We start from the raw sequence: 25,802 nt of genomic DNA on the forward strand, positions 1-25,802 counted from the left end.
TGGGAGGTCGATGTCGAGTCGCGAGTGGGGCGAGGCAGCAGGCTGCCTCGCCACCCTGTCAGGCGGTGTCTTTGAGCCAGAGCTTTTCAAAGCGCCAGGTGCTGAACAGCGACTGCTCCGCTTCGGCGCCGCCAACCCGGGTGGCCACGCTGTCCAGCAGATCGGCGTAGCCCCAGATCAGCATGCCGCCGCGCTCGTACTGGATCTGCTGCACCTGGTGCACCAGGGCCTTGCGTTTCTCCAGGTCGGGCTGGGCCATGGCCGCCAGGAACAGCTCACTGAAATGCGCGTCGCTGAAGTGAGTCTTGTTGGCCACGGCAAAGGGCGCATCGGTGTGAATCGCGCTGGCCAGAAATGGCGCGCCGATGCTGCCACCGGTGCTCAGGGTCCAGTCGTTGCGCAGCGGGCCCTGGAAGGTCGCGAGATCCACCTGCTTGACCTTGAGGGTCACGCCAATGCGCTTGGCCTGTTCCGCCAGCACCAGGGCCGAGGTCAGCCCCGGGCCGGGGTGGTCACCAGTTCCAGCTCCAGGTGTTCCTGGCCGGCTTCCTTGAGCAGTTGCGCTGCGCGCTGCGGGTCGTGGGCCCGTGGCCCGAGGCTGTGGTTGAAGGTCGGGTCGCTCGGCGCATACAGGTCGTTGGCCACCCGGCCCTGGCCGTTGAGGGCGCGGCGCACCAGCTCCTCGCGGTCCGCCAGGAGGCGAAACGCCTCGCGTACCCGTGGGTCGTTGAAGGGTGGCTTGTCCAGGTTCATGTCGAAAGACAGCCAGTTGCCGGTCACCGACTTCAGCACCTTGAGCCGCGGGTCGCGCTGCAACACCTCCAGTTGTTCGGTGGGCATGACGTTGGCCATGTCGATCTGGCCGGAGCGCAGGGCCGCCAGGCGCGACACCTGGTCCTTGAAGTCGATGATCTCCAGCTCATCGGCGTAGGGCTTGCCGTCTTTGTAGTAATTCTCGAAACGGGTGAACAGCGAGCGCTGGCCGGGGGTGAAACTCTTCAGCTTGTAGGGGCCGGCACCCACCGGATTGGTCACCGGGTGGTAGTCCACCGGGACGATGCCGCCAAAGTTGACCCAGGTTTCCGCCAGGGGCATGTAGCTGCGGCCCTCGCGAAAGCTCAGGCGCACCGTGCGCTCGTCGAGTTTGACCAGGTTGTCGCGGTCCACCCAGTGCAGCAGCGCGGCGTAGGGCGAGGCCAATTGCGGGTCGGTCAGGCGGCGGATGGAGAAGATCAGGTCATCGGCGTCGATGGTCTTGCCGTGGTGGAACTCCAGGTCCGGGCGCAGGCGCAGGGTCCAGCTGCTGGCGTCGGCATTGGGTTCGGCAAACTCGGCCAGGGCCAGGCGCGGCTGCATCTGCTCGTCCCATTCCCAGAGCTTGCTGTACAGCGCAAAGCCGCGAACGATGCCGCTGCCGATGGGCTTGTGGGCATCCAGGTTGCCGCTCTGGTTGCCGTCGAGGATGCCCAGGCGCAGGCGCCCGCCGTAACGCGGCGTGTCGTCGTTGAGGGCCCCGGCGCCGGCCGCTGCGGGCGGGTCGCTGCGCTGATCGCAACCGGCCAGCAGGCTGCCGCCCAGCAGCAGGCCGCCGCCGAGGGCGACACTATGGCCGATAAAGTCCCGCCGACTGATTAACAACCGATGATCCTGGCTCATGGCATCAGGCTCCGGCCGGGCCGTTGGCGGAGCGCAGCTCCAGCGGCGCTTCCTGGGGCCGGCTCAGCTCGGCCCGTTCGCCGCGAAAGTGCGGCAGGATGTGCTCGCCCAGACGGTAGGCCTCTTCCAGGTGCGGGTAGCCGGCCAGGAAGAACAGATCAATGCCCAGGGTGTTGTACTCACGGATCCGCGCCACCACGTTTTCATAGCTGCCGACCAGGGCGCAGCCCGGCGGGATACCGATGTAGCCGAAGCCGGTCCAGACATTGGGGTGGATGAAAAAGTCGTCGAAGCCCTGGGTCTCGTTCTTCTGCGCGAATTCGGTTTCGTAGCTGAGCTTGCGCGCGGTGCGCAACCCGGCGTGGGCGGCCACTGCCTTGACCGCACCACGGGCAATGCCTTCGTCGAAGAAACGCTTGGCTTCCGTGCGTGCCAGCTCTTCGGTCTCGCGGGTGATGACGTCGATCGACAGGCCGAAGCGGATATCCGTGCGCCCGTATTTCAGGGCGCGCTGGCGAATATCGGCAATCAGCGCGGCGATCTCGTCCGGGTGCTCGGCGCGCATCAGGTAGAAGTCCGCATGCTTGGCGGCGAACTCCCGGGCCGGAATCGACGAGCCGGCGGTGCAGATCAGCGGCAACTCGGCCTTTTTCAGCGGCCCGCGCAGGCCGCCGCCTTCGGCCCGGTAGAAGCGGCCCTCGTAGTGGAAATTCTCGTTGTGCCAATAGCCTTTGACCACGTCCATGAACTCGATGGCGCGCGCATAACGCTCGTCGTGGTCGCTGAAGTCGCCGACCTGGCGCTGAATCGCATCCGAGCCGCCGTTGATGATGTTCCACACCAGGCGGTTGCCGGTGGCGCGCTGGTAGGTCGCCGCCTGCTGCACCGCGACCCAGGGCGTGTAGTGATAGGGCTGGAAGGCGGTGACGAACTTCAGGCTGCGGGTTTCCCGGGCCAGCAGCGAGCACACGGTCCAGGGCTCTTCGCCGGTCGGCGCGTTGACCATCAGCGCGCCGCCGAAGCCGTTGATTTCCGCCGCCCGGGCGATCTGCCCCAGGTAGTCGATGTAGGTGAAGTGGTCGCCAACGCTGAACCCCGAGACTGCACCGGTGCTGGGGCCGCCGCGGTGCCAATCGCCACGGTTGCGCGGGTCGCCGGGGAGGAACTGGGTTTCGCCGTGCAGTGGCAGGCGGGTAAAGAATTCAATGCTCATGGGCGGGTCTCCGGCTTACTGCACGCTGGGGTTGCAGATGGGGGTGATGGGCTGGTCGTTGATCACCTTGTGGGCAAAGGGCACCGAGTCCTTGAGCGAGGCGTTGACCGTCTCGCTATGGCCCAGGCCCTTGTACAGGTGGCCTTCGACCACCGAACCGGTCTTGCAGGCGTCCTGCATCAACGCCACCTGGGTCGAGGCGGCAGGGGTTTTGTCCTCGGCGCCGGTGCCGATAAAGATCGGCTGCGCCAGCTTCAAGGTCGGGTAGGAAACCTGCTTCTGCCAGGCGGCCAGTTGATTGCCCTGGTAGTCCTTCTTGGCGTTGGCCGGAGTCAGGCCGACGCCGACCACATCACTGACCAGCGCTGCCAGGCAACTGGTGCGGGCCTGTTCGAACAGCGGCAGGGCCTTGTCGGTGTAGAAATCCCGGGGGTCGATGCTCGGGTCGTACTGCTGGGCGGCCAGCAGGGTGTAGAAGCCGTAGGCCAGGGAGGCGTCGACCTTGTTCGGGTCCTGTTCGCCGACGTTTTTCGCGCCCACGGTGTAGATCACTCCGGTGCCGATGCTGCCCTTGACCCCCAGTGTCGGGGCGTAGGTCGGGGCATAGGCGGCCGAGGCGAAGGCGCCGGCGCCGCCCTGGGACTGGCCGATGATCAGCACCTTGTTGGCCAGCCCGGGAACCCCGGCGACCACCGCCTTGGCGGCGTCGAGGATGCCGTAGGCGGCCATGCGGTTATTCAGCAGCGGGTGCCCGCCCGGGACGCCGAGGCCCTGGTAGTCGCTGGCGACAATCGCGTAGCCCTCATCCAGCCAGCGGCTCAGGTACTGCACGTCGCGGTAGGAGCGGCCTTGCCAGGAGGGCGCGCAGACATCCGCCACGCCCACCGTGCCATGGCCCCAGCTGGCCACCGGCCAACCGCCGGCCGGCGCCTTGCCCTTGGGCAGGAACAGCGTGCCGGAGACCACGATCGGGGTCTTGTTGTCGATGCCGTCGGTGGAGCTGTAGAGAATCCGCTGGGCGCTGGCGGCATTGGGCAGGCTCAGGGTCTTCTCCAGCGGTTCGCTGCGCAGCAGTTTGCCCGGGGTGGCGGGGATCGCCTGCTGCCAGGTGTAGAAGGCCGAGACGCGGCCGTCGCCTTGCAACGGGTCAGGTTTCGGGGCGTGGGTCTCGGCAGCCAGGGCACTGAGGGACAGCGTCAGGATGCTCAGGCCGAAGGCCAGTCTTGGGGCGAGTTTCATCGGGATTTCCCTATCAAGGTTGGGTCGTGACCGGGCCACGCAGGGCCGGCCAGTAGTCGGTGAGGTTGAGGTCGATCAGGGCCTGGCGGGTGTAGCCGGTGGCCAGGGCCGGGCCGATGTCGTAGTTGTCGCGAATCAGTTGGTTGGCCAGGGCGTAAGCGGTCAGCGCCTGGTAGTGCGCCTTGAGCTGGGCATCGCTTTTGGGCGCCCAGCGTTGTTTCCAGGCCACCGGGTCGTTCTGGTCGTCGCGGCGCAGCACGCTTTCGGCGGTGCCGGCGCGGGACGACAACTGGTAGTAGGCGTCCTGGTTCTGTTCCTGGGAGATCCACCAGGCCGCCTTGACCCAGGCCGTGGCCAGCAACTGGGTCAGGTCCGGGTGCTGTTCGATAAAACGGTCGGTGCCCCAGAGGTCGGAGACCAGGCGCCAGTCGTTGTCGCCTTGCTTGGTCGACCAGATGATCTTGCCCACACCTTTGTCTTCCAGGGCATAGGCCTCATTGAGCAGTACCGCGGCATCGACCTTGCCGGCGGCGACGGCTGCGGCGCCGACCTGCGGGTTGAGGTTGGCGATCTTGAAGTCATCGAGCTTCAGGCCCTTGCTGGCCAGAAAATTGCTGAAGGCGAATTCCCAGGGCCGGCCGCGATGCAGGGCCAGGCGCTTGCCCTTGAGGTCCTCGATGGTATTGGCCGTGGAGCTGGCGGGTACCACCAGGTAGATGTTGTTGCCACTGCCGCCGGGCACGATCAATTTGCCGGGCACGCCGCCTGCACCGGCGATCACCGATGGCAGGTCGCCGCGTACCGCAAAGTCGATGCTGTTGTTGCTGAAGCCTTCGTTGATCTGCGGGCCGGCGCCGGCATGGGGCAGGGCGATCCACTCCAGCTTGACCCCACGTTGCTTGAGCTGTTGTTCGAGCCAGCCATCCTCGATGACCCGCCCGGCGATGCCGCCGAATACCGGTTTGCCGCCTTGGGTAAAGGCGACGATGGCGATCTTCACCGACGCCGGAGCCTGCGCCGTTTCGGCCAGGGCCGTGACACTCACCAGCAGCGCGGCCGCGGCGGCCAGGCTGTTGCGCCAGAAACCTTTCATTGCAATCCCCTTAATGGCTGGCCGACGCCAGTGCGTCGGTCATCAAGTTGCCGAACCCGCAGGTTGGCTGTCGCAAGGGAGAGAGCAGATTGCATGCCAGCGCCTGGAAAAAGCCCTGCAGGCCTTGTGCGCCAAGGCTTTGGGCGTGCGACCAGGTGCACGGGCGGTGGCCGCGTTGCTGATCTGTGAACAGTGCGGCTGCTGGCCGGTTGCTGCTCCAGCAGCAATGAGTGTGCGGCTGGCAGGTATATCTCTTTATGGAATATACAAATACGAATTGATAATTTTTTGGTCTAGCTTTCTTCGTGCACTATTGAGCCCGCGCTTTTACTGCCAGGAATGCACCATGTCGCTGATCACCCATCCCCACGCTCGCGAATTGACCAAGTCGGTGCGGGCCACCGTCCTGGTGTTCAAGGACCCGCGCTCCCAGGAATTGCTCAGCCGCATCGAGCGCCTGGCCCCCAGTGAGGCCAATACCCTGATCATTGGCGAGACCGGTACCGGCAAGGAGCTGGTGGCCCGACATATCCATCACCTGAGCCGCCGCGGACGCGAGCCCTTTGTCGCCGTGAACTGCGGCGCGTTCGCCGAGAGCCTGGTGGAGAGTGAGCTGTTCGGCCACGAAAAGGGCGCCTTTACCGGCGCCACCACCCACAAGGCCGGCTGGTTCGAGGCGGCCAATGGCGGCACGCTGTTTCTCGATGAGATTGGCGATTTGCCGCTGAACATGCAGGTCAAGCTGCTGCGGGTGTTGCAGGAGCGGGAAGTGGTGCGCCTGGGGTCACGCACGCCGATCCCGATCAATGTGCGACTGGTGGCGGCGACCAACGTCAACCTGGCGGACGCGGTGGTGGCCGGGCATTTCCGCGAAGACCTGTTCTACCGCCTGCACGTCGCCACCATCCGCCTGCCACCGCTGCGCGAGCGCCCGGGGGACATTCTGCCCCTGGCGGAGTTTTTCCTCGAGGAGCACTGCCAGCGCCTGGGTTACAACCGCGCCACGCTGACCATCGAGGCTGAGCGCAAGCTGCTGGAGCACAGCTGGCCAGGCAACATCCGTGAATTGGAAAACGCCATTCACCATGCCTTGCTGGTGTGCCGCAACCAACGGGTGGCGCCAGCCGACCTGCACCTGGTGGACATGCGTTCATCCGGCATTCGCCAGGATCAGGCGGCCCAGGCCGTGCACGCCATCGCCGGCCCGGTGGACCTCGAAAGCGCGCTTAACGCCCTGTTCGAGCAGAACATTCCGGACCTCTACGAGCACATCGAAGAAACCATCTTTCGCGCCGCCTACCGCTACTGCCACGGCAACCAACTGCAAACCGGGCGCCTGCTCAACATCAGCCGCAATATCGTGCGTGCGCGCCTGGAGAAAATCGGCGAACTGAGTCGCCCGGCCTCGGGCGAATAACCAACGACCTGCCCGATGCCCGGCCTGGACGCCAGGCCGAGGCAGGGCGGTTTTTTTACCCGCAATGATTGACGGCTGGGGAGGCTTGCTCTAGTTTGTGGAACGTTCATTCCAGTACAGGTGATTACCGTGCGCCCCAAGGAGTTCGACCCCGAGCAGATTGCCGATGCCGCGATGCAGGTGTTCTGGCAGCGCGGTTATGCCGCGACCTCGATCCAGGATCTGGTGGAAGGCACTGGCCTGAGCCGCAGCAGCCTGTACAACGCGTTTGACAGTAAGCACGGGTTGTACACCTGCGCCCTCAAACGCTATCAGGAACGGAGCAACGCCAATATCGCCCTGTTGGCCCAGGACGCACCGGCAAAGGAGCTGGTGCGCCAGTTGCTGCTGCGCATCGTCGACGATGAACTTGACGACACGCAGCGCCTGGGATGCCTGGCGGCCAATGCCGCGCTGGAGGTGGCGGGGCAGGATCCGGAGGTGGCCGAACTTGTGGCGCAGAACTTTCGTCGGGTCGAAGCCGCGCTGGAACGGGTGTTACGCCGAGGGCAGGAACAGGGCGATATCGATCCCGATAAAAACCCTCGGGCCCTGGCCAGTTTTGTGGTCTGTACCGTCCAAGGCCTGCGGGTGTTGGGCAAGGGCAGTGCAGCCGATGAACGTCGTGAGCGGTTGTCGAATGTGCTTGAGGTTGTTCTGAAAAGTCTTTGATTATTAAGTAAATAAAACTTTATACGGGCTGAAGCCTGGGCTTCGCCGTGAAAAATTTTGCCCTGTTCTGGAATGATCATTCCATAAAATGCATGGCCCTTCGCCGAGGCTCATCGAGCCTGGCGATCGGTCCTTTATCACCCAAAAAAGGAGAGTCTTCGATGCCCACCCCTAACCCCGGGTTGCCGAGTTGGCGCCTGCTGGCATTCACCGTAGCCGGCTTTATCACCATCATGACCGAGACCATGCCCGCCGGCCTGCTGCCTCAGATCAGCCAAGGACTCGGTATTTCCCAGGCCATGGCCGGGCAGTTGATCAGCCTGTATGCCCTGGGTTCGGTGGCGGCGGCGATCCCCCTGGTGGCGGCGACTCGCAGCTGGCGCAGAAGGCCGCTGCTGTTGCTGGCGATCGCCGGCTTGCTGCTGTTCAACAGCCTGACCGCACTGTCGACCTATTACCCGCTGACCCTGGCCGCGCGGTTTATTGCCGGGATGGCCGCGGGGCTGATCTGGGGCCTGCTGGCCGGTTATGCCCGGCGCATGGTGCCGGAGTCGTTGCAAGGCCGGGCTCTGGCGGTGGTTGGGGTCGGTCAGCCGCTGGCCCTGTGCCTGGGGGTGCCACTGGGGGCCTGGCTGGGCAGCATGATCGAGTGGCGCAGCATTTTCTGGATCATGTCGGCGCTGGCAGCGCTGCTGTTGCTCTGGGTGCGCGTGGCAGTGCCGGATTATGCTGGCCAGGCGGCGACGCGGCGCCAGCCGGTGGCGCGGATCTTCCTCACCCGGGGCATTCCTTCGGCGCTGTTGGTGATCTTTGTCTGGATGCTCGCCCACAACATTTTGTACACCTACATCGCGCCATTCCTGGCCACGGTGGGGCTGGGCGAGCATCTGGATCGGGTGTTGCTGCTGTTCGGCCTGGCATCGATTGTCGGCATCTGGCTGACCGGCCTGCTGGTCGACCGCTGGCTACGGGTCCTGACCCTGTGCAGCCTGGCGGGATTTGCCCTGGCCGCGCTGGTACTGGGCATCGGCGCTGGCCAGCCGCTGGTGATCTACCTCGGGGTAGCGGCCTGGGGCCTGACCTTCGGCGGTGCCCCGACCCTGCTGCAAACCGCCGTGGCAGACGCTGCGGGTGACGGCGCGGACGTGGCGCAGTCGATGCTGGTGACCATCTTCAACCTGGCAATCGCCGGTGGTGGTGTGGTCGGTGGCCTGTTGTTGAACAGTGCCGGCGCCCAGGCCTTCCCCTGGGCCATGGCCGCCCTGGCTGTGGTCGGCCTGGCCACGGTGTGGGTCGCCAGCAGCCACGCCTTCAAGCCCGGGCAGCGCCTGGCGGGCTGCGGCTGATACCACGCCGAGGCCCGCCGCCGGTTATTGGCTGCCGGCCCCGGCCTTGGTCAGGGCGATGGCGTCGACCAGGCCATCGATGCCCTGCAGCAGCTCGCGGTTGTCGTGATCCCAGGGGTGAAAGCCCGGCTTGAAGAACTGCAACCAGGGCAGGGCGATATTCGGGAACACGCCGCGCCTGCCGTACAAGTACTTGATCACCCGCCACAGGCCGCGCAGATGGCCGCCACGCTTGCGGTCGGCGATCAGCATGCGCAGGTGAAAATCAAACACCACCAGCCAGAACATCAGGGTGGTGAACAGCATGCTCGAGGTGCGGATCAGGTAGCGCTTGGGCCCGGGCTTGAGCACGGTGTTCCAGACGTCGTAGGACACCGCCTTGTGTTCGGTTTCCTCCAGCGCGTGCCACATCCACATCTGCCGGTAGCCTTCGACCGAGTTGCCGAAGCGCGTCGGGTCGCGCAGCAACAGGTCGGCGAGGATCGCCGTGTAATGCTCCAGGGCCACGGTCACCGCCAGGTTGAACGAGGCCGGGAAGTGTTTTTTCTGGAAGTCGAGGATTGCCCGCAGGCGTTGGTCGAGCTTGTGTGCCGGCAGCCCGGCCGCCTGCAACAGGTCGTTGTAGCGCAGGTGCTCGCGGCTGTGCATGGCTTCCTGGCCGATAAAACCCTGGATCTGCTGTTTCAACAGCGGGTCGTGAATCTGCCCGCGGTAATGGCGCACGCTGTCCATGAAAAACAGCTCGCCGGCGGGAAACAGCAATGAAAGCGCATTGAAGAATTGGGTGACGTGGCTGCCTTGTTCATGCCAGTCGCAGGCGCGGTCGGCGGGCAGTTCAGGCTGGATGTCGCGGCGGATGGGCAGCATGGCTGGCGCTCCTCTAGACAGTAAGGGTCGGGCGGCTCACAGGCCGCGTTCGTTATTGGCCTGGTAGACCTGGTGCTTGCGTCGGTGCGCCACCAGGCGCCGGGTGGCGAACACCAGCAACGTCTGATAGGCGCTGGGCAGCAGGCGCACGAACAGGTCGAGAAAACGCGCGTCGCGGCCGATCAGCACCCGACGCCTGTTCTTGCGCACCCCATGCAGAATCACCTTGGCCGCCTGCTCGGCAGAGGTGATGAAGAGTTTTTCGAAGTCCTCCCGGGCCTGCTGCTCGCTGTCGATCAGAAAACCCTTGAGGTTGTCGGTGATCCGGCTGGAACGGGCGATATCGGTGCGGATCCCGCCGGGGTAGACGCAGGTGGCGGACACGCCGTTGGCCTGCATGTCCAGCTCCTGGCGCAGGGATTCGGTGAAGCCGCGCACTGCGAACTTGGTGGCGTTGTAGGCGCTCATCCCCGGCTGGGAAAACAACCCGAAGACGCTGGAAGTGTTGACGATGTGGCCTTCGCCGGCTTGCTTGAGGTAGGGCAGAAAGGCCTGGGTGCCATGCACCACGCCCCAGAAATTGACGTCGACGATCCACTCCAGGTCAGCCAGGCTCGACCCTTCCACCGTGCTCGACAGCGCCACCCCGGCGTTGTTGAACACCAGGTGCACCTGCCCATGCTCGGCGGCGCTGTGGGCGGCCCAGGCGAACATCGCCGCACGGTCGCCGACGTCCAGTTCCTGGGCCGTGATGCGCAGCGGCAGCAGGGTGGCGGCTCGGGCCAGCTCCACGGTGTGGGCCAGACCCTGGGCATTTTTATCCGACAGCGCCAGGTGGCAGCCTTCACGCGCCAGGTTGATCGCCAATGCGCGGCCCATGCCGGACGCGGCCCCAGTGATGGCGGCGACTTTGCCGTTAAAGTTTTTCATCGGTGGCGGCCTCGTGCAGGTGGGAGTGGCTGGGCGCGTGCTGGGGTGCCGGGTGGGCGTCGTGCCGGGCGCCGGCGTTCAGGTAGTCCTTGAGTTCGAAGCTGGCGGTGGCCTGGCGAAAGCGCCAGGTCGACCCCGGCCACAGCGTGGTGTTGTGGCCGGTGCGCGGGTCCAGGTACCAGCTGCGGCAGCCGCCGGTGGACCAGATCGCGCCCTTGAGTTGCTGCTGCAAGCGCGCGTTGTAGAGGCTCTCGACCCCGGCCTTGACCTCCAGCGTGGCCAGGCTCTGGCTGCGCATCTGCGCCAGGGCCTTGAGGATGTACTCGACCTGGGCCTCGATCATCAGAATCATCGAGTTGTGCCCCAGCCCGGTATTGGGCCCGATGATCATGAACAGATTGGGGAACTGCGGCACGCAAGTGCCGAGGTAGGCGTGGGCGCCGTTGGCCCAGCTGTCCATGATGTCGACCCCGCCACGGCCGATCAGCAAGCCGCGGGGCAGGGGCTCGGTGGCCTGGAAACCGGTACCGAAGATGATGCAGTCGGCCGGGTGTTTGACCCCTTCGGTGGTCACCACGCCATCGGCTTCGACCCGGGCAATGTCCTGGGTCACCACCTGCACGTTGCGGCGTGACAGCGCCGGGTAATAGTCGTTGGAGATCAGGATGCGCTTGCAGCCGATGGTGTAGTCGGGCGTCAGGCTGCGGCGCAGGGCCGGGTCGGCGACCTGGCGCCGCAGATGGCGCAGGGCCATGCGCTGCACCAGGCGCATCAGCCTGGGGCGATGGGCGAAGGCAATGACCCGGCTTTCCAGGGCCCAGTAGATGGCCGAACGCACCAGTTTCTGGGTCCACGGCAGGTGCTTGAATGCCCAGCGTTCGGCGGGCGACAGCGCGCGATCAGGCTTGGGCAGGATCCACGGCGGGGTGCGCTGGAACAACGCGAGCTGCGCCACCTGCGGCGCAATCTGCGGCACGAACTGAATGGCGCTGGCCCCGGTGCCGATCACCGCCACGCGCTTGCCCTGCAGCGGGTACTGGTGGTCCCAGTGCTGGGAGTGAAAGCGCTGGCCCTGGAATGACTCCAGGCCCGGGATCTGCGGGATGGCCGGGCGCGACAGGCCGCCCATGCCCGACACCAGCACCCGCGCACTGACCCGGCGGCCGTTGCTGAAGTGCAGCGCCCAGCGCTGGCGCTGTTCATCGAAGGTGGCGCGCTGCAAACCCATGCCCAGCCGCAGGTGCGGGGTCAGGCCAAAGCGTTGCGCGCAGTCTTCGAGGTAGGCGCGGATTTCCGCCTGGGGCGCGAACTGGCGGCTCCAGTTCGGGTTGGGCGCAAAGGAAAACGAATAGACATGGGATTGCACGTCGCAGGCGCAGCCCGGGTAGTGATTGTCGCGCCAGGTGCCCCCGAGGGCGTCGGCCTGTTCGGCAATAAAGAAGTCGGCAAGGCCTGCCTGCTTGAGTTTGATGGCCATGCACAGCCCGGCGAATCCGGAGCCGATGATCGCGATGTCAACGGTTTCCCAATCCTGGGGCGGCGAGTACGCATTCATGGTGTGTACCTCGATTGTGGTGACGCCTGAGGGTGACTTTCGTCGGTGGATGAAATCTCAGCATTGCATAATTAAAATTTATGTTTTAAAAAATAATTTAAATAATGTACCTGAAAAATTCACCGACGCCAGTGGCCTGTACCCAACAAGGGATTCATCGCAGCGGCTGCGATGGCCTGAAAACGGACAGCAGGCCCGGGGCAGGGGGATCGCCGTCATCAGGATCAATTCCGGTCCGGGGGCATGGCGCAGGGAAGCCGAGGGGGCGCACGTTATGGAATGGCTTGTGGCTGTTGTGCTGCTGGGGGTGGTGAGTGTCGGGCTGTGGGTGATCAGTTTTCGCATCACCCGCCGAATCGAGACCGCGGTGCCGATCGACGGGCGCTTTCTGGAGGTCGGTGGCGAGCGCCTGCATTACGTGGATGAAGGCAAGGGCCCGGCGCTACTGATGATCCACGGGCTTTCAGGTTGTGGTCGCAACCTGACCCATTCACTGTCGCCGCGGCTGCGGGAGCAGTTCCGGGTGATCACCATCGATCGCCCGGGCTCGGGCTACTCGACCCGCGCCCGGGGCGCGGCCGCCGATCTGCCGGCCCAGGCCAGCCTGATTGCCAAATTCATTCGCGCCCTGGACCTCGGACAGCCGCTGATCCTCGGCCATTCCCTGGGCGGCGCGGTGGCCCTGGCACTGGCCCAGGACCATCCGCAATCGGTGTCCGGGCTGGTACTGGTGGCGCCCTTGACCCATCCGCAGCGGATGCTGCCCCTGGTGTTTCTGTCATTGGCGGTACGCCCGGGCTTTGTGCGGCGCTGGGTCTCGCTGACCCTGGCCACACCCCTGGCGATGCTCACGCGCCATAGCCTGGTCAAGGCGGTGTTCGCCCCCGATGCGCCACCGGCGGATTTCGCCGAACGCGGCGGCGGGCTGCTGGGCATGCGCCCGGACAACTTCTATGCCGCCTCCAGCGAGATTGCCCTGGTCAACCGCTCGTTACCCAACATGCTCAAGCATTACCCGAGCCTCGACCTGCCGGTGGGGCTGGTCTATGGATCCGCCGATCAGGTACTGGATTACCGCAAGCATGGCCAGGCCATGGCAGGCCGGGTGCCGGGAATCATGATCGATATTGTCGAAGGCGCCGGGCACATGTTGCCGATCACGGCGGTGGAGCGCGTTGCAGCCATGGTGCATCGGGTCGCAGCCCAAGCCAGGCCGCAACGGAAGGCGACGCTGCTGCATCCGCCCTTTGCCATGAACCAGGCAGGCTAGGGTGGTTCGGGGTGGTTTACGCCCCGGACGGCCTTGGCGGCACGCTGCACATTCGCAGCGTTGGCAACATTCAAAATGGATCCAAGAAAATAGTTGACGAGCTAATGAACCCGGGCTATTTTTTTAAAAAAATGTTTTGAATGTTTTTTTTGAAAGTGCAATTGAGCGATTAAAATAATGAAAATAACGCCTTTTGACGCATCTTGTATTTCTCGCTGCACCGCTGTCCACGGCGCCTGTGCGTCGATCCCACGTTCGCCCCGCGCGGCCCTGACCCTGCGGAGGCTGCCATGAATTCCACTGTAGCAGCACCTGGCGTCTGGACTGACAGCAAGCGCCATCTGTGGTGGCTCGGCATCATGCCCCTGGCCACCCCTCTGCTTTCTGGATCCCTGGCGATTGTCAGCGGCGTGCAGGAACTGTGGTGGGTGGGCGTGTTGGTGATCTTCGGCCTGATCCCGCTGATCGACGGCCTGCTCGGCGAAGACGTCAGTAACCCACCGGAGTCGGCCGTCGGCGGCCTGGAAGCACAAAGCTATTACCGCTGGATCGTCTACACCGGGGTGCTGTTGGTGATTTCCTCAGTGGTGATCACCGGCTGGCTGGCGGCGGGGGGCATCGATTGGATCATCGCCGGGGGCCTGTTGCAGGCCACGGCGTCACTGGCACCGGACAGCTTCCTGGCCAGCGCGGCGGGTTACCTCACCGAGCGCGTGCAGGTCCATGGCGCGGTCAGTTGGTTCACTTACCTGGGCATGGCCATGTCCACCGGCGCCGCCACCGGCATCGCCATCAACACGGCCCATGAGCTGGGGCACAAGCCGCGTCTGCTGGAGGTGGTGCTGGCCAAGATCACCCTGGCGCCGACCTTCTACGGCCACTTCTATACCGAACATAACCGGGGGCATCACGTGCGGGTCGCCACCCCCGAAGATCCGGCCAGTTCGCGCCTGGGGGAGAGCTTCTGGTCCTTCCTGCCACGCTCGGTATGGTTCAGTGCCCGCTCGGCCTGGCACCTGGAACGGGAACGCCTGAGCAAGCAGGGCCTGTCGGTGTGGCACTGGAAGAACGGCGTGCTCAGCGCCTGGTGCTACAGCCTGGTGTTGTGGGGCGCGATGATTGCCTGGCTGGGGTGGGCGGTGCTGCCATTCCTGATTATCCAGGGCATCTACGGCTTCTCGCTGTTGGAAGTGGTCAACTATGTCGAGCATTACGGCCTGCAACGCCAAAAGTTGCCCAACGGTCGTTATGAGCGCTGTTCGCCGCGCCACTCCTGGAACAGCAATCGGATTGTCACCAACATCTTTCTGTTCCAACTCCAGCGCCACTCCGATCACCACGCCAACCCGACCCGCAGTTACCAATCCCTGCGCCACTTCGATGAGTCGCCGCAACTGCCCTATGGCTACGCGAGCATGATCGTCTGGGCCTACGTGCCTTACCTGTGGCGCCGGCGCATGGATCATCGGGTGCTCAAGCACTACGGCGGCGATGTGCTGCTGGCCAATATCCAGCCCTCCAAACGCTCGAAAATACTCGCCAGGTACGGCAACAGCAGCACCTTTTAAATGAATTGAACGGTTGTTACGGACACTCGGGATCAACGTATCGCGCAGGTTTTCATCGCCCCGGATTCGTCGATTTCGAGCGCCCTGAAGTTTGAAGAAAGTGGCTTGCCCTCAACAACAATAAATAAAGGGAAGGACCTCATCATGCTGATCACCGCCAAATTGGCTGCCCCTCTGGTACTGGCCGCGTTCGGCCTGGTTGCCTACAGCCAGGCGCAAGCCGCGCGGATCGAACCCGCCGGCAGCGATTTCACGGCCAAGGGCCCCATCAGTTTCGCCAAAAGCATCATCAACGCCGATTGCACCATTGAAGTCAGCGGCAAGGTCAGCCCCGACGGCGCCTTTGCCAGCGTGGAGAAGGTCGGCTTCAGCGGCGGCTTCAAGTGCGGCCAGGTCGAGGCCACCCATCTGCCCTGGAAGCTGGTGGCCAAGGATGAGACCAGCGGCGCCATGTCCGGGATCCAGGTCACCGTCAATGCGCCCCTTGTGGGCGGCGATTGCGGCCCGACCACCGCCGAAGGCAGCTGGAACAACAGCAGCGGCAAGCTCCAGGCGTCCCAGGTGGCGCTGGACGGCGGCTGCACCATCAAGACCGTGTCGATCCAGATGCCGCCGACCTTTCGCGTCGTGCCCTGAACACTGACCCACAGAATTTGAGATTTGGCTGAAAGGGAAGCTCGGTCGCTGTCGTTGTACTCCGTGTTGTCTCACCCGAGGCCATTAACCCGGCGAAATGAATCGCCATACATGTGAGGAAAAATAACAATGAAAGGCATCAAAACCCTCGTTTCTGCTGCTGCTATCGCTGTTTGCCTGGGCGCTGCATCCATGGCCAGTGCCGCGAGCATCATCATCAAGGATCCAGACGCTCCAACCGGTCCGGTGGACGGTCCATTCTCGACTTCGGCCGGGCAGATCGTGGTCAAGTCGCCATCGTCGCTGCAAGCCCCTGTCACCTGCGGCATCACCTTTACCGGCAACGTGTCGGGCGGGATTGCCACCATCAACGGCGCGAGCCTGACCGGTGGCGGCCTCTGTGCATTGCCTGTGCTGAAAAACATTCCGTCGCCGGGCTGGGTGCTGACTGCCTCGTCGCTGACCAACGGCACCGTGACCAACGTGGGTTACACCATCGCGTCGTTCCCTTCCACCAACTGCGGGCCTAACACCATCGCGGTGACCTGGAATGAGAGCACCAAGACCCTTTCCGGAAGCAATATCGGCCTGACCGGCAACTGCACAATCGTGTCGCTGTCGGCCACTGCGCCGAAGTTGAGTGTCACCAACCCGTAAGCATTCGATTGATCAATGTTGCAAGGCAAACGCCCGTAACCGGGCGTTTGTCCAGGTCGGATAAGCAGTGCTCAAGAATAATAAGGAGTGGGGCATGAATAATAAGAAACAACAGGCACAGGCGCTTTTGGGGCTGGCCTTGGTAGCGGGTTGCATGGCAGTCGGCAGTCAGGCTCAGGCCGGCGGCTTTTCTACCCCCACTTACGGTGCACCGGGATGGGGTCGCGCCTTCGGCGGCGGCTCCCTGTTCAAGAATGACCCCAGTGCCGCCTTCAACAACCCGGCGGCCATGGCGTTCATCGACCACAACGTGGCGCAGATGACGGTGGACTACGCGCGGATCAATCTCAAATACAAAGGCGATGCCTACGACTATCTAGGCAACCCGGCATCCACCGCGCCGGTAGACGACTTTGGCAACTCGACGCCTCTCTCGGGTGACGGCGGCGAGGGCGGGTTTACGGCCTGGCTGCCGACGGGCTTCCTGGTGATGCCAATCAACGATCGCTTTGCGTTCGGTCTCAGCCAGGTTGTGCCGCTGGGTATGCGCAGCACCTGGGATGAAGGCTGGAAGGGCCGCGACTTCGCGGTCGACACCAAAATCGAGACGGTGGGTTTGACCGGGTCCTTGTCATTCAAGGTCAACGATCAGTTCTCCCTCGGCCTGGGCGCCATCGTCCAGCACAGCAAGGGCTTCGTCAGCCAGAACCTCAACGTCTCTGGCGCGGCGGGGATGTCGATTCTGCCCGGGGCACCTTCCGGCGTGGGCGCCAACCTGATGCGAGTCAAGGTGGACAACACCTCGGTCGGCTGGTTTACCGGCGTTACCTGGAAGCCCACCGAGCAAGACACCCTTGGCCTGAATTACCACGCCAAGATCAAGAACAAGATGGAGGGTAAGTACAACATCCGCGCCGATGCGATCGGCCGCAGCTTCATGACCGATACCGACAACAACGGCAACACGCTGATCGAGCTGGCCTATCCGGGGCTCAAGTTGTATCCGGACGGTGCCAATGCCGAAACCCAGCTGGATGTACCGGCTACCGCCGGCCTGGACTGGGTGCACGTGTTCAACGATCGCTTGACCTTGGGCGCCAGTGCGACCTGGACCCAGTGGTCGTCGTTCAAGGACCTGACGCTCAAGTCCAACGGCGCCACCATCATCGCGATCCCCTACAACTACAAAGACAGCATGATGTACTCCCTTGGGGGCGACTACCGGTTCACCGACCAACTGACCTTGCGTGCCGGTGTGGCATTCGATGAGACCCCGACCCGCAATTCCACCCGCGACCCACGTATTCCCGACAACGATCGCTGGTTCACGTCCCTGGGGTTTGGTTATGACATCAAGGCGATTCCGGGGCTGGTGATCGATGGCGCGTACTCGCGGCAATTCGTCAAGGAAGCCCGGATCAAAACCGTGAATCAGGACCGCCTTGGCGGCTCGCGGCTCGACGGCAAGGTGGACGCGAAGGGTGAAGTGGTCAGCGTGTCTGCCACCTACAACTTCTGATCGCCACCCTCTGATCCACCCCGGTGCATGGGCATGCGGCGGTACAGGGTTGCCTGTATTGCCGTAGCCTGAAAAGGCACTGGCGACCCATTTCTGATCAACTCTTTGCACGCCCGAGGCTGACGTTGTTCGGCCGTTATCATTTCGCCAAAACACTAAATAAATATTTAAAAATAAAATTTGAAACGTCTATCTATCCTTTGTAGGGTGATCTTCGAGAAGCCGGCACAACGCCCAGGTTTCCGCGGGTTGTCTGCACGAACCAAGAGAGGTATTCCATGATTGTCTGGTTATTGGTGGGACTCGCTGCGGCGCTCACACTGGCCTATCGGCAGGCGGCTGCGGCCATGTGGCTGGGTGTTGGCCTGGTCTGGCTGGCGGCCGGTTATCTGTTTGACCTGGCGGCTTCGTTGGGCCTGATCCTGGGGGCGCTGCTGGTGGTCGTGCCGGCGGCGATCCTCAGCCTCAAACCCCTGCGCCGCACCCTGCTGACGCGCAAGGCCCTGGGCCTGTTCCGGGAGATCATGCCGGCGATGTCCGAGACCGAGCGTGCGGCCATCGAGTCCGGCAGTGTCTGGTGGGATGCCGAGCTGTTTAGCGGCACGCCGCGCTGGGAGCGCCTGCTGCAGGCCGCACCGGCGGCGCTGAGTGTCGAGGAGCAGGCGTTCCTCGACACAGAAGTGGAGAAGCTGTGCGACATCGCCAACGACTGGGAGACCACCCAGATCTGGCAGGACCTGTCGCCCCAGGCCTGGCAATACACCAAGGACGCCGGCTTCCTGGGGATGATCATTCCCAAGCAATACGGCGGCAAGGGCTTCTCCCATTACGCCCATTCCCAGGTGGTGATGAAGCTTTCGACCCGTTGCTCGGCGGCGGCGATCTCGGTGATGGTGCCCAACTCCCTGGGCCCCGCCGAATTGCTGCTGCACTACGGCACCGAAGCCCAGCGCCAGCACTACCTGCCGCGTCTGGCCCGGGGCGAAGACATCCCGTGCTTTGCCCTGACCAGCCCCTACGCCGGTTCCGATGCCGGGGCGATTCCCGATCTGGGGATTGTCTGCAAGGGCCTGCATGAAGGCCAGGAAGTCCTGGGTTTCAGCGTCACCTGGGACAAGCGCTACATCACCCTGGGACCGATTGCCACGGTGCTGGGCCTGGCTTTCCGCGCCGAAGACCCGGACGGCCTGCTGGGCAAGAAGGGCAGCCTGGGCATTACCTGCGCGCTGATCCCTACCAGTCACCCCGGGGTGCAGAGCGGGCGTCGGCACTGGCCGTTGAACGCGGTGTTCCAGAACGGCCCGACCCAGGGCAAGGATGTGTTTATCCCCCTGGAATGGGTGATCGGCGGCGCCGACCAGGTCGGCAACGGCTGGCGCATGTTGATGGAGTGCCTGGCGGCCGGGCGGGCGATTTCCCTGCCATCGGCCAACGTCGGCCTGGGCAAGGTCGCGGTGCGCGGCACCACCGCCTATGCGGCGATGCGCAAGCAGTTCGGCCTGCCCATCGGCAAGTTCGAAGGGGTGCAGGCGCCGCTGGCACGCATGGCCGGGCATCTGTATGCCTGCGATGCGGTGCGCAAGGTCTCGGTGGCGTCCCTGGATGCCGGGGAAAAACCCTCGGTGATCTCGGCCATCGCCAAGTACCACGTCACTGAGCGCGCGCGAATCATCGTCAACGACGGTATGGACATCGTCGCCGGCAAGGGCATTTGCATGGGGCCCAATAACTTCCTGGCCCGCGCCTACCAGCAGAGCCCGATTGCGATCACCGTGGAGGGCGCGAACATCATGACCCGCTGCCTGATCATCTATGGCCAGGGCCTGATCCGTTGCCATCCCTATGTGTTCCGTGAAATGGAAGCCGCCCGGGATCCCGGTCGCCAAGGGCTGGAAGCCTTTGACAGCGCGATGTTCGGCCACATCAGCTTCTTTATCGCCAACAGCGTGCGCGCCGGTGTGCACGGCTTGACCGGCGGGCGCCTGCTCAAGGCACCGGGCAATACCGACAAGGCCCTGGCCCCTTACTACCGGCAGATCAATCGGCTGTCGGTGGTGCTGGCCCTGGCCTCGGATATTTCCATGGGCGTGCTGGGCGGCGCCCTCAAGCGCAAGGAAAGCATCACCGGGCGCCTGGGGGACATTCTTTCCCAGCTGTACATCCTGTCCTGCGTCTTGAAGCGCTTCGAAGACGATGGCCGGCCCCAGGCCGACCTGCCGCTGGTGCATTGGGCGGCCCAGGATGCCTTGCTCCGGGCCCATGAAGCCCTGGCCGAGGTGCTCGACAATTACCCGTCCAAGGCTGCGGCCCGGGTGATTCGGGGCTTGAGCTTTCCGTTGGGGATTCCCCAGCGCAAACCGTCCGACCGGCTGCTGGCCCAGGTTGCCGAGCTGGTGCAGATCCCGGGGGCAACCCGCGACCGCCTGCTGGCCGACTCCTACATTCCCCAGGCCGATATCGACAAGCTGGCCTACGGCGAACTGGCGTTCCGCTTGCAACCCCAGGTCGACCTGATCGAGGCCCGGCTCAAGCCGCTGATCAAGCAGGGCAGCCTGGCACCGCTGCCGATCTCCCGTGAGGCGTTTGTCATCTGGCGTGCCAAGGCCCTGGAGGCGCAACTGATCAGCAGCGACGAGGACGAACTGCTCGGGCGCTATGTCGAGTACGGCGACCATGCGATCCAGGTCGATGACTTCCCGCAGGACTTCGGACTGCTCGAAGCCTTGCAGCAGCGCCAGGCGCACTTCGACCAGGCTGGCAAGGCCACGTCCCGGCGTCGGGTGGCCAGCAGTGAAGGTTCGGCGGTGTCGAGCGACGCGCTCTCTTGAGGTTTTTCGGTTTTTTAACGGGGTTTCTCCATGTCTGACGGTTATCTTTCGTTCGTCAATTCCCCTTGGGGGCGCCGGCTCGCGCAAACCGCGGGCCTGCCGCAACCCTTGGCCCTGCAACGCCAGCGCGAGGGGCAGGGCGGCAATCTGGTCAACCCGGTGATTCTCGCCAGCGGGTCCGAGGGCCGGTTGCTGGGCGAGCTGCAACGGATCTTCGCCGCCACCGATACCGTGGCGGCCCAGGCGGCGAGCATCAAGGCGCCGTCCACGGTCAAGGTCCAGGGCGCGGTATTCGATGCCAGCGGCCTGCGCGATATCGCCCAGCTGGATGAGCTGTATCGCTTCTTCCATGCCAATGTGCGGCGCCTTGGTGCCCATGGCCGGGTGCTGGTGCTGGGCACGCCGCCCGAGCAGTGCAAGGAACTGGCGCAGGCCGTGGTGCAACGGGCCCTGGAAGGTTTTGTGCGTTCCCTGGGCAAGGAGCTGCGCCGGGCGATTACTGTGCAGTTGCTGTATGTGGAACCGGGGGCCGAGGCCGAGCTGGACAGCAGCCTGCGGTTCTTTTTGTCGCGACGTTCGGCCTACGTTTCGGGGCAGGTGGTGCGGATCGCCGAACCGGTGGACGTGCCCAAGCCCATCGCCTGGGACCAGCCCCTGGCCGGACGCCGGGCGCTGGTGACCGGAGCCAGTCGCGGCATTGGCCTGGCCATCGCCCAGGTGCTGGCAGGCGAGGGCGCGCACGTGGTGTGCCTGGATATCCCGCAGAACGCAGCAGCCTTGCAGCAGGCGGCGACCGCGGTGGAGGGCAGCGCGCTGGCCCTGGACATCACCGCCGCCGAGGCTGGCAGCCAGTTGCTGGGGTTTGTCGGTGAGCATGGGGCGTTCGACATCGTGGTGCACAACGCCGGCATCACCCAGGACAAGACCCTGGCTAAGATGACCGAGGCGGCCTGGCGCCAGGTGCTGGCGGTCAATCTGGAGGCGCCGCTGCTGCTGAGCCAGGCGCTGCTGGAGGGCCAGGGCCTGAACCCGGGGGGGCGGATTGTCTGTGTGTCGTCGATCTCCGGGATCGCCGGCAACCTCGGGCAGACCAACTACGCCACGTCCAAGGCCGGGGTGATTGGCCTGGTGCAAAGCCTGGCGCCTTTGGCGGCGCGGCAGCAGGTCACGGTCAATGGCGTGGCGCCGGGGTTTATCGAGACCCAGATGACCGCCAAGATCCCGTTGCTGATCCGCGAGGCCGGGCGCCGCATGAACTCACTGTCCCAGGGTGGGCAAGCGGTGGATGTGGCACAGACCATCGCCTGGCTGGCCCATCCGGCCTCGGGCGGGATCAATGGTCAGGTAGTCCGCGTCTGCGGCCAAAGCCTGCTGGGAGCCTGAGCCATGACTGTCGACTCTGCCATTCGTATCATCGAGCCCCTGCCGTCCCGGGGCCAATTGCTTTACGACGGTCTGCGCAGCCTGCGCAAGCCCAAGCCGGACGCTGCGCCGCCGTTGCCCACCGAGCGCCTGGTGCGCCCGGCGGTGGAGCTGCAGGCCGCAGAGGTGGCGCGCTACGCCCAGGCCTGCGGCTTTCGTCGCGAGCATGGGGTGCCGCTGTCGTTTCCCCACACCCTGGCCTTTCCCCTGCACCTGTTGCTGCTGACCCGCCCAAGCTTTGCCTACCCGGCCAGCGGCATGGTGCACCTGGCCAATCGCATTCGGCAGTACCAGCCCCTGGAAGAAGGCCAGGCCCTGCGCCTGGAAGTCTTCGCCGAACGCTGGCTGGCGCACCCCAAGGGCCAGGCACTGTCCATCGCCACCCGTGGCTACAGCAACGGCAGCCTGGTCTGGGAGGGCGATAGCCTGTACCTGCGCCGCGGGGTGGTGGCGCCGGTGGGCGAGCCCTGGCAAGGCGCCCTGGCACTGGCGCCGGAAGCATTGCGCCGCACTCAGCGCTGGACATTGCCGGCGGACCTTGGGCGGCGCTTCGCCAAGGTCAGCGGTGACTTCAACCCGATCCACACCTCCTGGCTGGGGGCACGCCTGTTCGGTTTTCGGCGGCCCATCGCCCATGGCATGTGGACCCTGGGCCGGGCCCTGGCGGCGCAGCAACCGCCCCAGGCGCTGGAGGCGGCGCAGTTGGAGTGCGAGTTCAAGCTGCCGATTTTCCTGCCGGCGGCGGTGACCTTGTGGAACGCGCCGTCAAGCGGATCGCGGCATGAGTTTGAAGTGCGCAACCAGGCGGGCGACAAGCCGCACATGCGCGGGCTGTTTATTTGGGGAGCGGGGCAATGAGTGAATACAGTTTCAACCCGGCGCCGGTGCGTCGGGTGGCGATCCTGGGAGGCAATCGGATTCCATTCGCCCGCTCGAACACGGTGTACGCCAACGACAGCAACCAGGACCTGCTGGTAGCAGCCCTGCAGGGCCTGGTGGATCGCTACGGCCTGCAAGGGCAGCGCCTGGGGGAGTTTGCCGCGGGGGCGGTGATCAAGCATTCCCGGGACTTCAACCTGGCGCGCGAGACCCTGCTGTCCACCACTCTGTCCGCGCAAACCCCGGCCTACGACGTGCAGCAGGCCTGTGGCACCGGGCTGGAGGCGGCGTTGCTGGTGGCCAACAAGATCGCCCTGGGGCAGATCGAAGTCGGGGTCGCCGGCGGTGCCGATACCACCTCCGATGCGCCGATCGGGATCAATGAATCCATGCGCCGCACGCTGCTCCAGGCTAATCGGGCCAAGGGCGCTGGCAACAAGCTGCGGACCCTGCTCAAGGTGCGGCCGGCGATGTTTTTCAAACCCCTGCTGCCGCGCAATGGCGAACCGCGCACCGGGCTGTCCATGGGCGAGCACTGCGAAGAAATGGCCAAGCGCTGGCAGATCAAGCGCCTGGCCCAGGACGAACTGACCCTGAACAGCCATCGGCAGTTGGAGGCGGCCTATCAGCGTGGTTTCTTCAATGACCTGATCACCCCCTACCGTGGCCTGGCCCGGGACAATAACCTGCGGGCCGATGCCAGCCTGGAAAAGCTTGCCGGCCTGAGCCCGGCCTACGACCGCCAGAACGGCACCCTGACCGCCGGCAATTCGACGCCCCTGACCGATGGCGCCTCGGTGGTGCTGCTGGCCAGTGAAGCGTGGGCGGCGGCGCACAACCTGCCGGTGCTGGCCTACCTGCGCACCGGGGAGACGGCGGCGGTGAACTTTGTCGACGGCTCCGAGGGCTTGCTGATGGCCCCGGCCTATGCCGTGCCGCGCATGCTGGCCCGGGAAGGCCTGAGCCTGCAGGACTTTGATTTCTACGAGATTCACGAAGCCTTCGCGGCCCAGGTGCTGTGCACCCTCAAGGCCTGGGAAGACCCCGACTATTGCCGTGACCAGCTCGGGCTGGAGGCGCCCCTGGGCAGCATCGAGCGCAGCAAGCTCAACGTCAACGGCGGCTCCCTGGGTTGCGGTCATCCGTTTGCCGCCACCGGTGGGCGGCAACTGGCGACCCTGGCCAAGGCCATCGCCGAGCGCGGTGGCGGCCGAGGCCTGATATCCATCTGTGCAGCAGGCGGGCTGGGTGTTACCGCCATCGTCGAAAAATAACAACAAGGAGACTGCCATGAGTGTCGTAAGCCTGCACCCCGCTGAACGCATCTGGTTGAACGCTTATCTGCCGGGCGTGCCGACCGATATCGAAGCCGAGATCGACCGCTACCCGTCGCTGCGGGAAGTGTTCCTGGAGCATGTGGAGAAATACCGCCAGCGCGTGGCTTACGTCAGCATCGGCACCGAGATGGGCTATGACCAGTGGGAGAAAAGGGTCTTTGCCTTCGCCGCCTGGCTGCAATCGAAGGGGGTGAAGAAGGGCGACCGGGTGGCGCTGATGATGCCCAACTGCCTGCAATACCCGATCTGCCTGTTCGGCACCCTGTTGGTGGGGGCGGTGGTGGTCAACGTCAACCCGCTGTACACCGCCCATGAACTCAGGCACCTCCTCAAAGACAGCGGCGCCGAGACCGTGGTCATCTTTGAAAACTTCGCCCACACCCTGGAGCAGGCGCTGCCCGGCAGCCGCCTGAAAAACATCGTGGTTGCCGCCATTGGCGACCTGCTGGGCACCTTCAAGGGCGCGGCGCTGAACTTTGCCCTGCGCCACGTGCAGAAACAGGTGCCGCGCTTCAACCTGCCGGGGTCGATCCGCTTCCCGCAGATGATGAAACTGGCCAGCGTGCTCAGCCATCAACCGGTTGCGCTCAAGCACGACGACATCGCCTTTTTGCAGTACACCGGCGGCACCACCGGCGATGCCAAGGGCGCGATGCTGACCCATCGCAATATCCTGGCCAACCTGATGCAGGCCAAGGCCTGGGTCGGCAATCAGCTGGACGAGAACCAGCAGGAAACCAACGTCACCCTGTTGCCGCTGTACCACGTGCTGTCGCTGACGGTGAACTGCCTGATGTTCATGTGCCTGGGCGGGCGCAATATCCTGATCGCCAACCCCCGGGACGTGAAGCGGGTGCAGATGATCCTGCGCAAAGAGAAGTTCAGCGGCATTGTCGGGGTCAACACCCTGTTCAACGGTCTGCTGGAAAACGAGGAGTTTCGCGGCCGGGATTTTTCCGGGCTGAAACTGGCAATCGCCGGCGGCATGGCGACCCATACGGCGGTGGCCCGGCGCTGGAAAGAGGTGACCGGGGTGCCGATCATCGAAGGTTACGGCCTGACCGAGTGTTCGCCGGTGGTGAGCATTAGCCCGATCGACATTGCGCGCATGCGCGAGGGGGATTTCACCGGCACCATCGGCGTACCGCTGCCGTCGACCTGGGTGCGGTTCGTGCGTGAAGACGGTGAACTGGCGGACCTTGGCGAGGAGGGCGAATTGCAGGTGCGCGGGCCCCAGGTGATGAAGGGCTACTGGCAGCGCCCGGATGAAACCGCCAAAGTCCTGGACCGCCATGGCTGGCTGTCCACCGGTGACATCGGGGTGATGAACGAGCAGGGGTTCATCCGCCTGGTGGACCGCAAGAAAGACATGATTCTGGTCTCGGGTTTCAACGTCTACCCCAACGAGATCGAAGACGTGGTTGCACTGCACCCGGGAGTGGCCGAAGTGGCGGCGATCGGCGTCGAGGACGGGGTAAGCGGCGAGAAAGTGAAGATCTTCGTGGTGCGCAAAGACCCCAACCTGACCCAGGAACAGCTGCTGGCCCACTGCCGCGAATACCTCACGGGCTACAAGGTGCCGCGTTTCGTCGAGTTCCGCACCGAAGAGTTGCCCAAGACCACGGTGGGCAAGGTGCTGCGTAGAGCCCTGCGCTAGGG

Annotated in this window: 19 protein-coding genes and 1 pseudogene; 13 read left to right on the forward strand and 7 right to left on the reverse strand. The window is 64.4% G+C overall.

Features of this window, described 5'->3' with window-relative positions:
- Positions 1-58: 58 nt before the first annotated feature.
- The 4 genes and pseudogenes from JFU57_RS22990 to JFU57_RS23005 form a co-directional block, all read right to left on the reverse strand.
- Positions 59-1,656 (reverse strand): annotated as a pseudogene (locus JFU57_RS22990) (ABC transporter substrate-binding protein).
- 4 nt (positions 1,657-1,660) lie between these two features.
- Entirely contained in the window at positions 1,661-2,869 is a 1,209-nt protein-coding gene (locus JFU57_RS22995; protein WP_078472240.1) for an LLM class flavin-dependent oxidoreductase, read from the reverse strand.
- Positions 2,870-2,884: 15 nt separating this feature from the next.
- On the reverse strand, positions 2,885-4,108 hold the full coding sequence (locus tag JFU57_RS23000; protein WP_201130872.1) for a lipase family protein: 1,224 nt from the start codon (positions 4,106-4,108) through the stop codon (positions 2,885-2,887).
- A 13-nt stretch (positions 4,109-4,121) separates the two neighbouring features.
- Positions 4,122-5,201, reverse strand: coding sequence for an ABC transporter substrate-binding protein (locus JFU57_RS23005; protein WP_201130873.1), 1,080 nt, complete (start codon positions 5,199-5,201; stop codon positions 4,122-4,124).
- A 346-nt stretch (positions 5,202-5,547) separates the two neighbouring features.
- Here JFU57_RS23005 and JFU57_RS23010 point away from each other — a divergent pair, with 346 nt between their 5' ends.
- The 3 genes from JFU57_RS23010 to JFU57_RS23020 all read left to right on the forward strand — a co-directional run bounded on the left by JFU57_RS23010 (position 5,548) and on the right by JFU57_RS23020 (position 8,675).
- The gene (locus JFU57_RS23010) at positions 5,548-6,618 is read left to right on the forward strand and encodes a sigma-54 interaction domain-containing protein (RefSeq protein ID WP_078472243.1); all 1,071 of its coding nucleotides are present in this window, start codon (positions 5,548-5,550) and stop codon (positions 6,616-6,618) included.
- A 129-nt stretch (positions 6,619-6,747) separates the two neighbouring features.
- On the forward strand, positions 6,748-7,329 hold the full coding sequence (locus JFU57_RS23015; protein ID WP_201130874.1) for a TetR family transcriptional regulator: 582 nt from the start codon (positions 6,748-6,750) through the stop codon (positions 7,327-7,329).
- Between the two features lie 161 nt (positions 7,330-7,490).
- Positions 7,491-8,675: an MFS transporter gene (locus JFU57_RS23020; protein WP_201130875.1), complete on the forward strand. Its 1,185-nt coding sequence runs from the start codon at positions 7,491-7,493 to the stop codon at positions 8,673-8,675.
- Between the two features lie 24 nt (positions 8,676-8,699).
- On the opposite strand, the gene JFU57_RS23025 is transcribed toward JFU57_RS23020, so the two are convergent.
- The 3 genes from JFU57_RS23025 to JFU57_RS23035 are packed head-to-tail and all read right to left on the reverse strand — an operon-like array spanning position 8,700 to position 12,027.
- Complete coding sequence (locus JFU57_RS23025; protein ID WP_201130876.1) at positions 8,700-9,542, reverse strand: metal-dependent hydrolase; 843 nt, start codon at positions 9,540-9,542, stop codon at positions 8,700-8,702.
- Positions 9,543-9,578: 36 nt separating this feature from the next.
- The gene (locus JFU57_RS23030) at positions 9,579-10,472 is read right to left on the reverse strand and encodes an SDR family NAD(P)-dependent oxidoreductase (protein ID WP_201130877.1); all 894 of its coding nucleotides are present in this window, start codon (positions 10,470-10,472) and stop codon (positions 9,579-9,581) included.
- Positions 10,459-12,027, reverse strand: a complete 1,569-nt coding sequence (locus JFU57_RS23035; protein WP_201130878.1) for a flavin-containing monooxygenase — start codon at positions 12,025-12,027, stop codon at positions 10,459-10,461. The genes JFU57_RS23030 and JFU57_RS23035 overlap by 14 nt, the downstream gene beginning before the upstream one ends.
- A 274-nt stretch (positions 12,028-12,301) precedes the next feature.
- Here JFU57_RS23035 and JFU57_RS23040 point away from each other — a divergent pair, with 274 nt between their 5' ends.
- The 10 genes from JFU57_RS23040 (at position 12,302) to JFU57_RS23085 (ending at position 25,800) form a co-directional block, all read left to right on the forward strand.
- The gene (locus JFU57_RS23040; protein WP_201130879.1) at positions 12,302-13,297 is read left to right on the forward strand and encodes an alpha/beta fold hydrolase; all 996 of its coding nucleotides are present in this window, start codon (positions 12,302-12,304) and stop codon (positions 13,295-13,297) included.
- A gap of 290 nt (positions 13,298-13,587) precedes the next feature.
- A complete protein-coding gene (locus JFU57_RS23045; protein ID WP_078472249.1) occupies positions 13,588-14,865 on the forward strand; it encodes an alkane 1-monooxygenase in 1,278 nt (425 codons plus the stop codon).
- 144 nt (positions 14,866-15,009) lie between these two features.
- On the forward strand, positions 15,010-15,501 hold the full coding sequence (gene praA, locus JFU57_RS23050) for an alkane oxidation protein activator PraA (protein WP_078472250.1): 492 nt from the start codon (positions 15,010-15,012) through the stop codon (positions 15,499-15,501).
- A 129-nt stretch (positions 15,502-15,630) separates the two neighbouring features.
- Positions 15,631-16,158 (forward strand): alkane oxidation protein activator PraB, encoded by a 528-nt coding sequence (gene praB / locus JFU57_RS23055; RefSeq protein WP_020298029.1) that lies wholly within the window; start codon positions 15,631-15,633, stop codon positions 16,156-16,158.
- Positions 16,159-16,252: 94 nt separating this feature from the next.
- Positions 16,253-17,677: an outer membrane protein transport protein gene (locus tag JFU57_RS23060; RefSeq protein ID WP_078472251.1), complete on the forward strand. Its 1,425-nt coding sequence runs from the start codon at positions 16,253-16,255 to the stop codon at positions 17,675-17,677.
- Positions 17,678-17,955: 278 nt separating this feature from the next.
- Positions 17,956-20,505 carry an acyl-CoA dehydrogenase gene (locus JFU57_RS23065; protein ID WP_201130880.1) on the forward strand — a complete coding sequence of 850 codons (2,550 nt, stop codon included), beginning with the start codon at positions 17,956-17,958 and terminating at the stop codon, positions 20,503-20,505.
- Positions 20,506-20,535: 30 nt separating this feature from the next.
- Entirely contained in the window at positions 20,536-21,888 is a 1,353-nt protein-coding gene (locus tag JFU57_RS23070) for a 3-oxoacyl-ACP reductase (RefSeq protein WP_078472253.1), read from the forward strand.
- A gap of 3 nt (positions 21,889-21,891) precedes the next feature.
- Positions 21,892-22,785, forward strand: coding sequence for a MaoC family dehydratase (locus JFU57_RS23075; protein WP_201130881.1), 894 nt, complete (start codon positions 21,892-21,894; stop codon positions 22,783-22,785).
- Positions 22,782-24,080, forward strand: coding sequence for an acetyl-CoA C-acetyltransferase (locus JFU57_RS23080; RefSeq protein ID WP_201130882.1), 1,299 nt, complete (start codon positions 22,782-22,784; stop codon positions 24,078-24,080). Before JFU57_RS23075 ends, JFU57_RS23080 begins: the two co-directional genes overlap by 4 nt.
- 16 nt (positions 24,081-24,096) lie before the next feature.
- Positions 24,097-25,800 carry an AMP-binding protein gene (locus JFU57_RS23085; RefSeq protein ID WP_201130883.1) on the forward strand — a complete coding sequence of 568 codons (1,704 nt, stop codon included), beginning with the start codon at positions 24,097-24,099 and terminating at the stop codon, positions 25,798-25,800.
- Positions 25,801-25,802: the final 2 nt, after the last annotated feature.

The organism is Pseudomonas sp. TH07, from assembly GCF_016651285.1.
GTDB lineage: Bacteria > Pseudomonadota > Gammaproteobacteria > Pseudomonadales > Pseudomonadaceae > Aquipseudomonas.

Coding starts and splice junctions, on each gene's coding strand:
- JFU57_RS22995 (WP_078472240.1), bottom strand. CDS start 2,869: ATGAGCATTGAATTCTTTACCCGCCTGCCACTGCACGGCGAAACCCAG.
- JFU57_RS23000 (WP_201130872.1), bottom strand. CDS start 4,108: ATGAAACTCGCCCCAAGACTGGCCTTCGGCCTGAGCATCCTGACGCTG.
- JFU57_RS23005 (WP_201130873.1), bottom strand. CDS start 5,201: ATGAAAGGTTTCTGGCGCAACAGCCTGGCCGCCGCGGCCGCGCTGCTG.
- JFU57_RS23010 (WP_078472243.1), top strand. CDS start 5,548: ATGTCGCTGATCACCCATCCCCACGCTCGCGAATTGACCAAGTCGGTG.
- JFU57_RS23020 (WP_201130875.1), top strand. CDS start 7,491: ATGCCCACCCCTAACCCCGGGTTGCCGAGTTGGCGCCTGCTGGCATTC.
- JFU57_RS23025 (WP_201130876.1), bottom strand. CDS start 9,542: ATGCTGCCCATCCGCCGCGACATCCAGCCTGAACTGCCCGCCGACCGC.
- JFU57_RS23030 (WP_201130877.1), bottom strand. CDS start 10,472: ATGAAAAACTTTAACGGCAAAGTCGCCGCCATCACTGGGGCCGCGTCC.
- JFU57_RS23035 (WP_201130878.1), bottom strand. CDS start 12,027: ATGAATGCGTACTCGCCGCCCCAGGATTGGGAAACCGTTGACATCGCG.
- JFU57_RS23040 (WP_201130879.1), top strand. CDS start 12,302: ATGGAATGGCTTGTGGCTGTTGTGCTGCTGGGGGTGGTGAGTGTCGGG.
- JFU57_RS23045 (WP_078472249.1), top strand. CDS start 13,588: ATGAATTCCACTGTAGCAGCACCTGGCGTCTGGACTGACAGCAAGCGC.
- praA (WP_078472250.1), top strand. CDS start 15,010: ATGCTGATCACCGCCAAATTGGCTGCCCCTCTGGTACTGGCCGCGTTC.
- praB (WP_020298029.1), top strand. CDS start 15,631: ATGAAAGGCATCAAAACCCTCGTTTCTGCTGCTGCTATCGCTGTTTGC.
- JFU57_RS23060 (WP_078472251.1), top strand. CDS start 16,253: ATGAATAATAAGAAACAACAGGCACAGGCGCTTTTGGGGCTGGCCTTG.
- JFU57_RS23065 (WP_201130880.1), top strand. CDS start 17,956: ATGATTGTCTGGTTATTGGTGGGACTCGCTGCGGCGCTCACACTGGCC.
- JFU57_RS23070 (WP_078472253.1), top strand. CDS start 20,536: ATGTCTGACGGTTATCTTTCGTTCGTCAATTCCCCTTGGGGGCGCCGG.
- JFU57_RS23075 (WP_201130881.1), top strand. CDS start 21,892: ATGACTGTCGACTCTGCCATTCGTATCATCGAGCCCCTGCCGTCCCGG.
- JFU57_RS23080 (WP_201130882.1), top strand. CDS start 22,782: ATGAGTGAATACAGTTTCAACCCGGCGCCGGTGCGTCGGGTGGCGATC.
- JFU57_RS23085 (WP_201130883.1), top strand. CDS start 24,097: ATGAGTGTCGTAAGCCTGCACCCCGCTGAACGCATCTGGTTGAACGCT.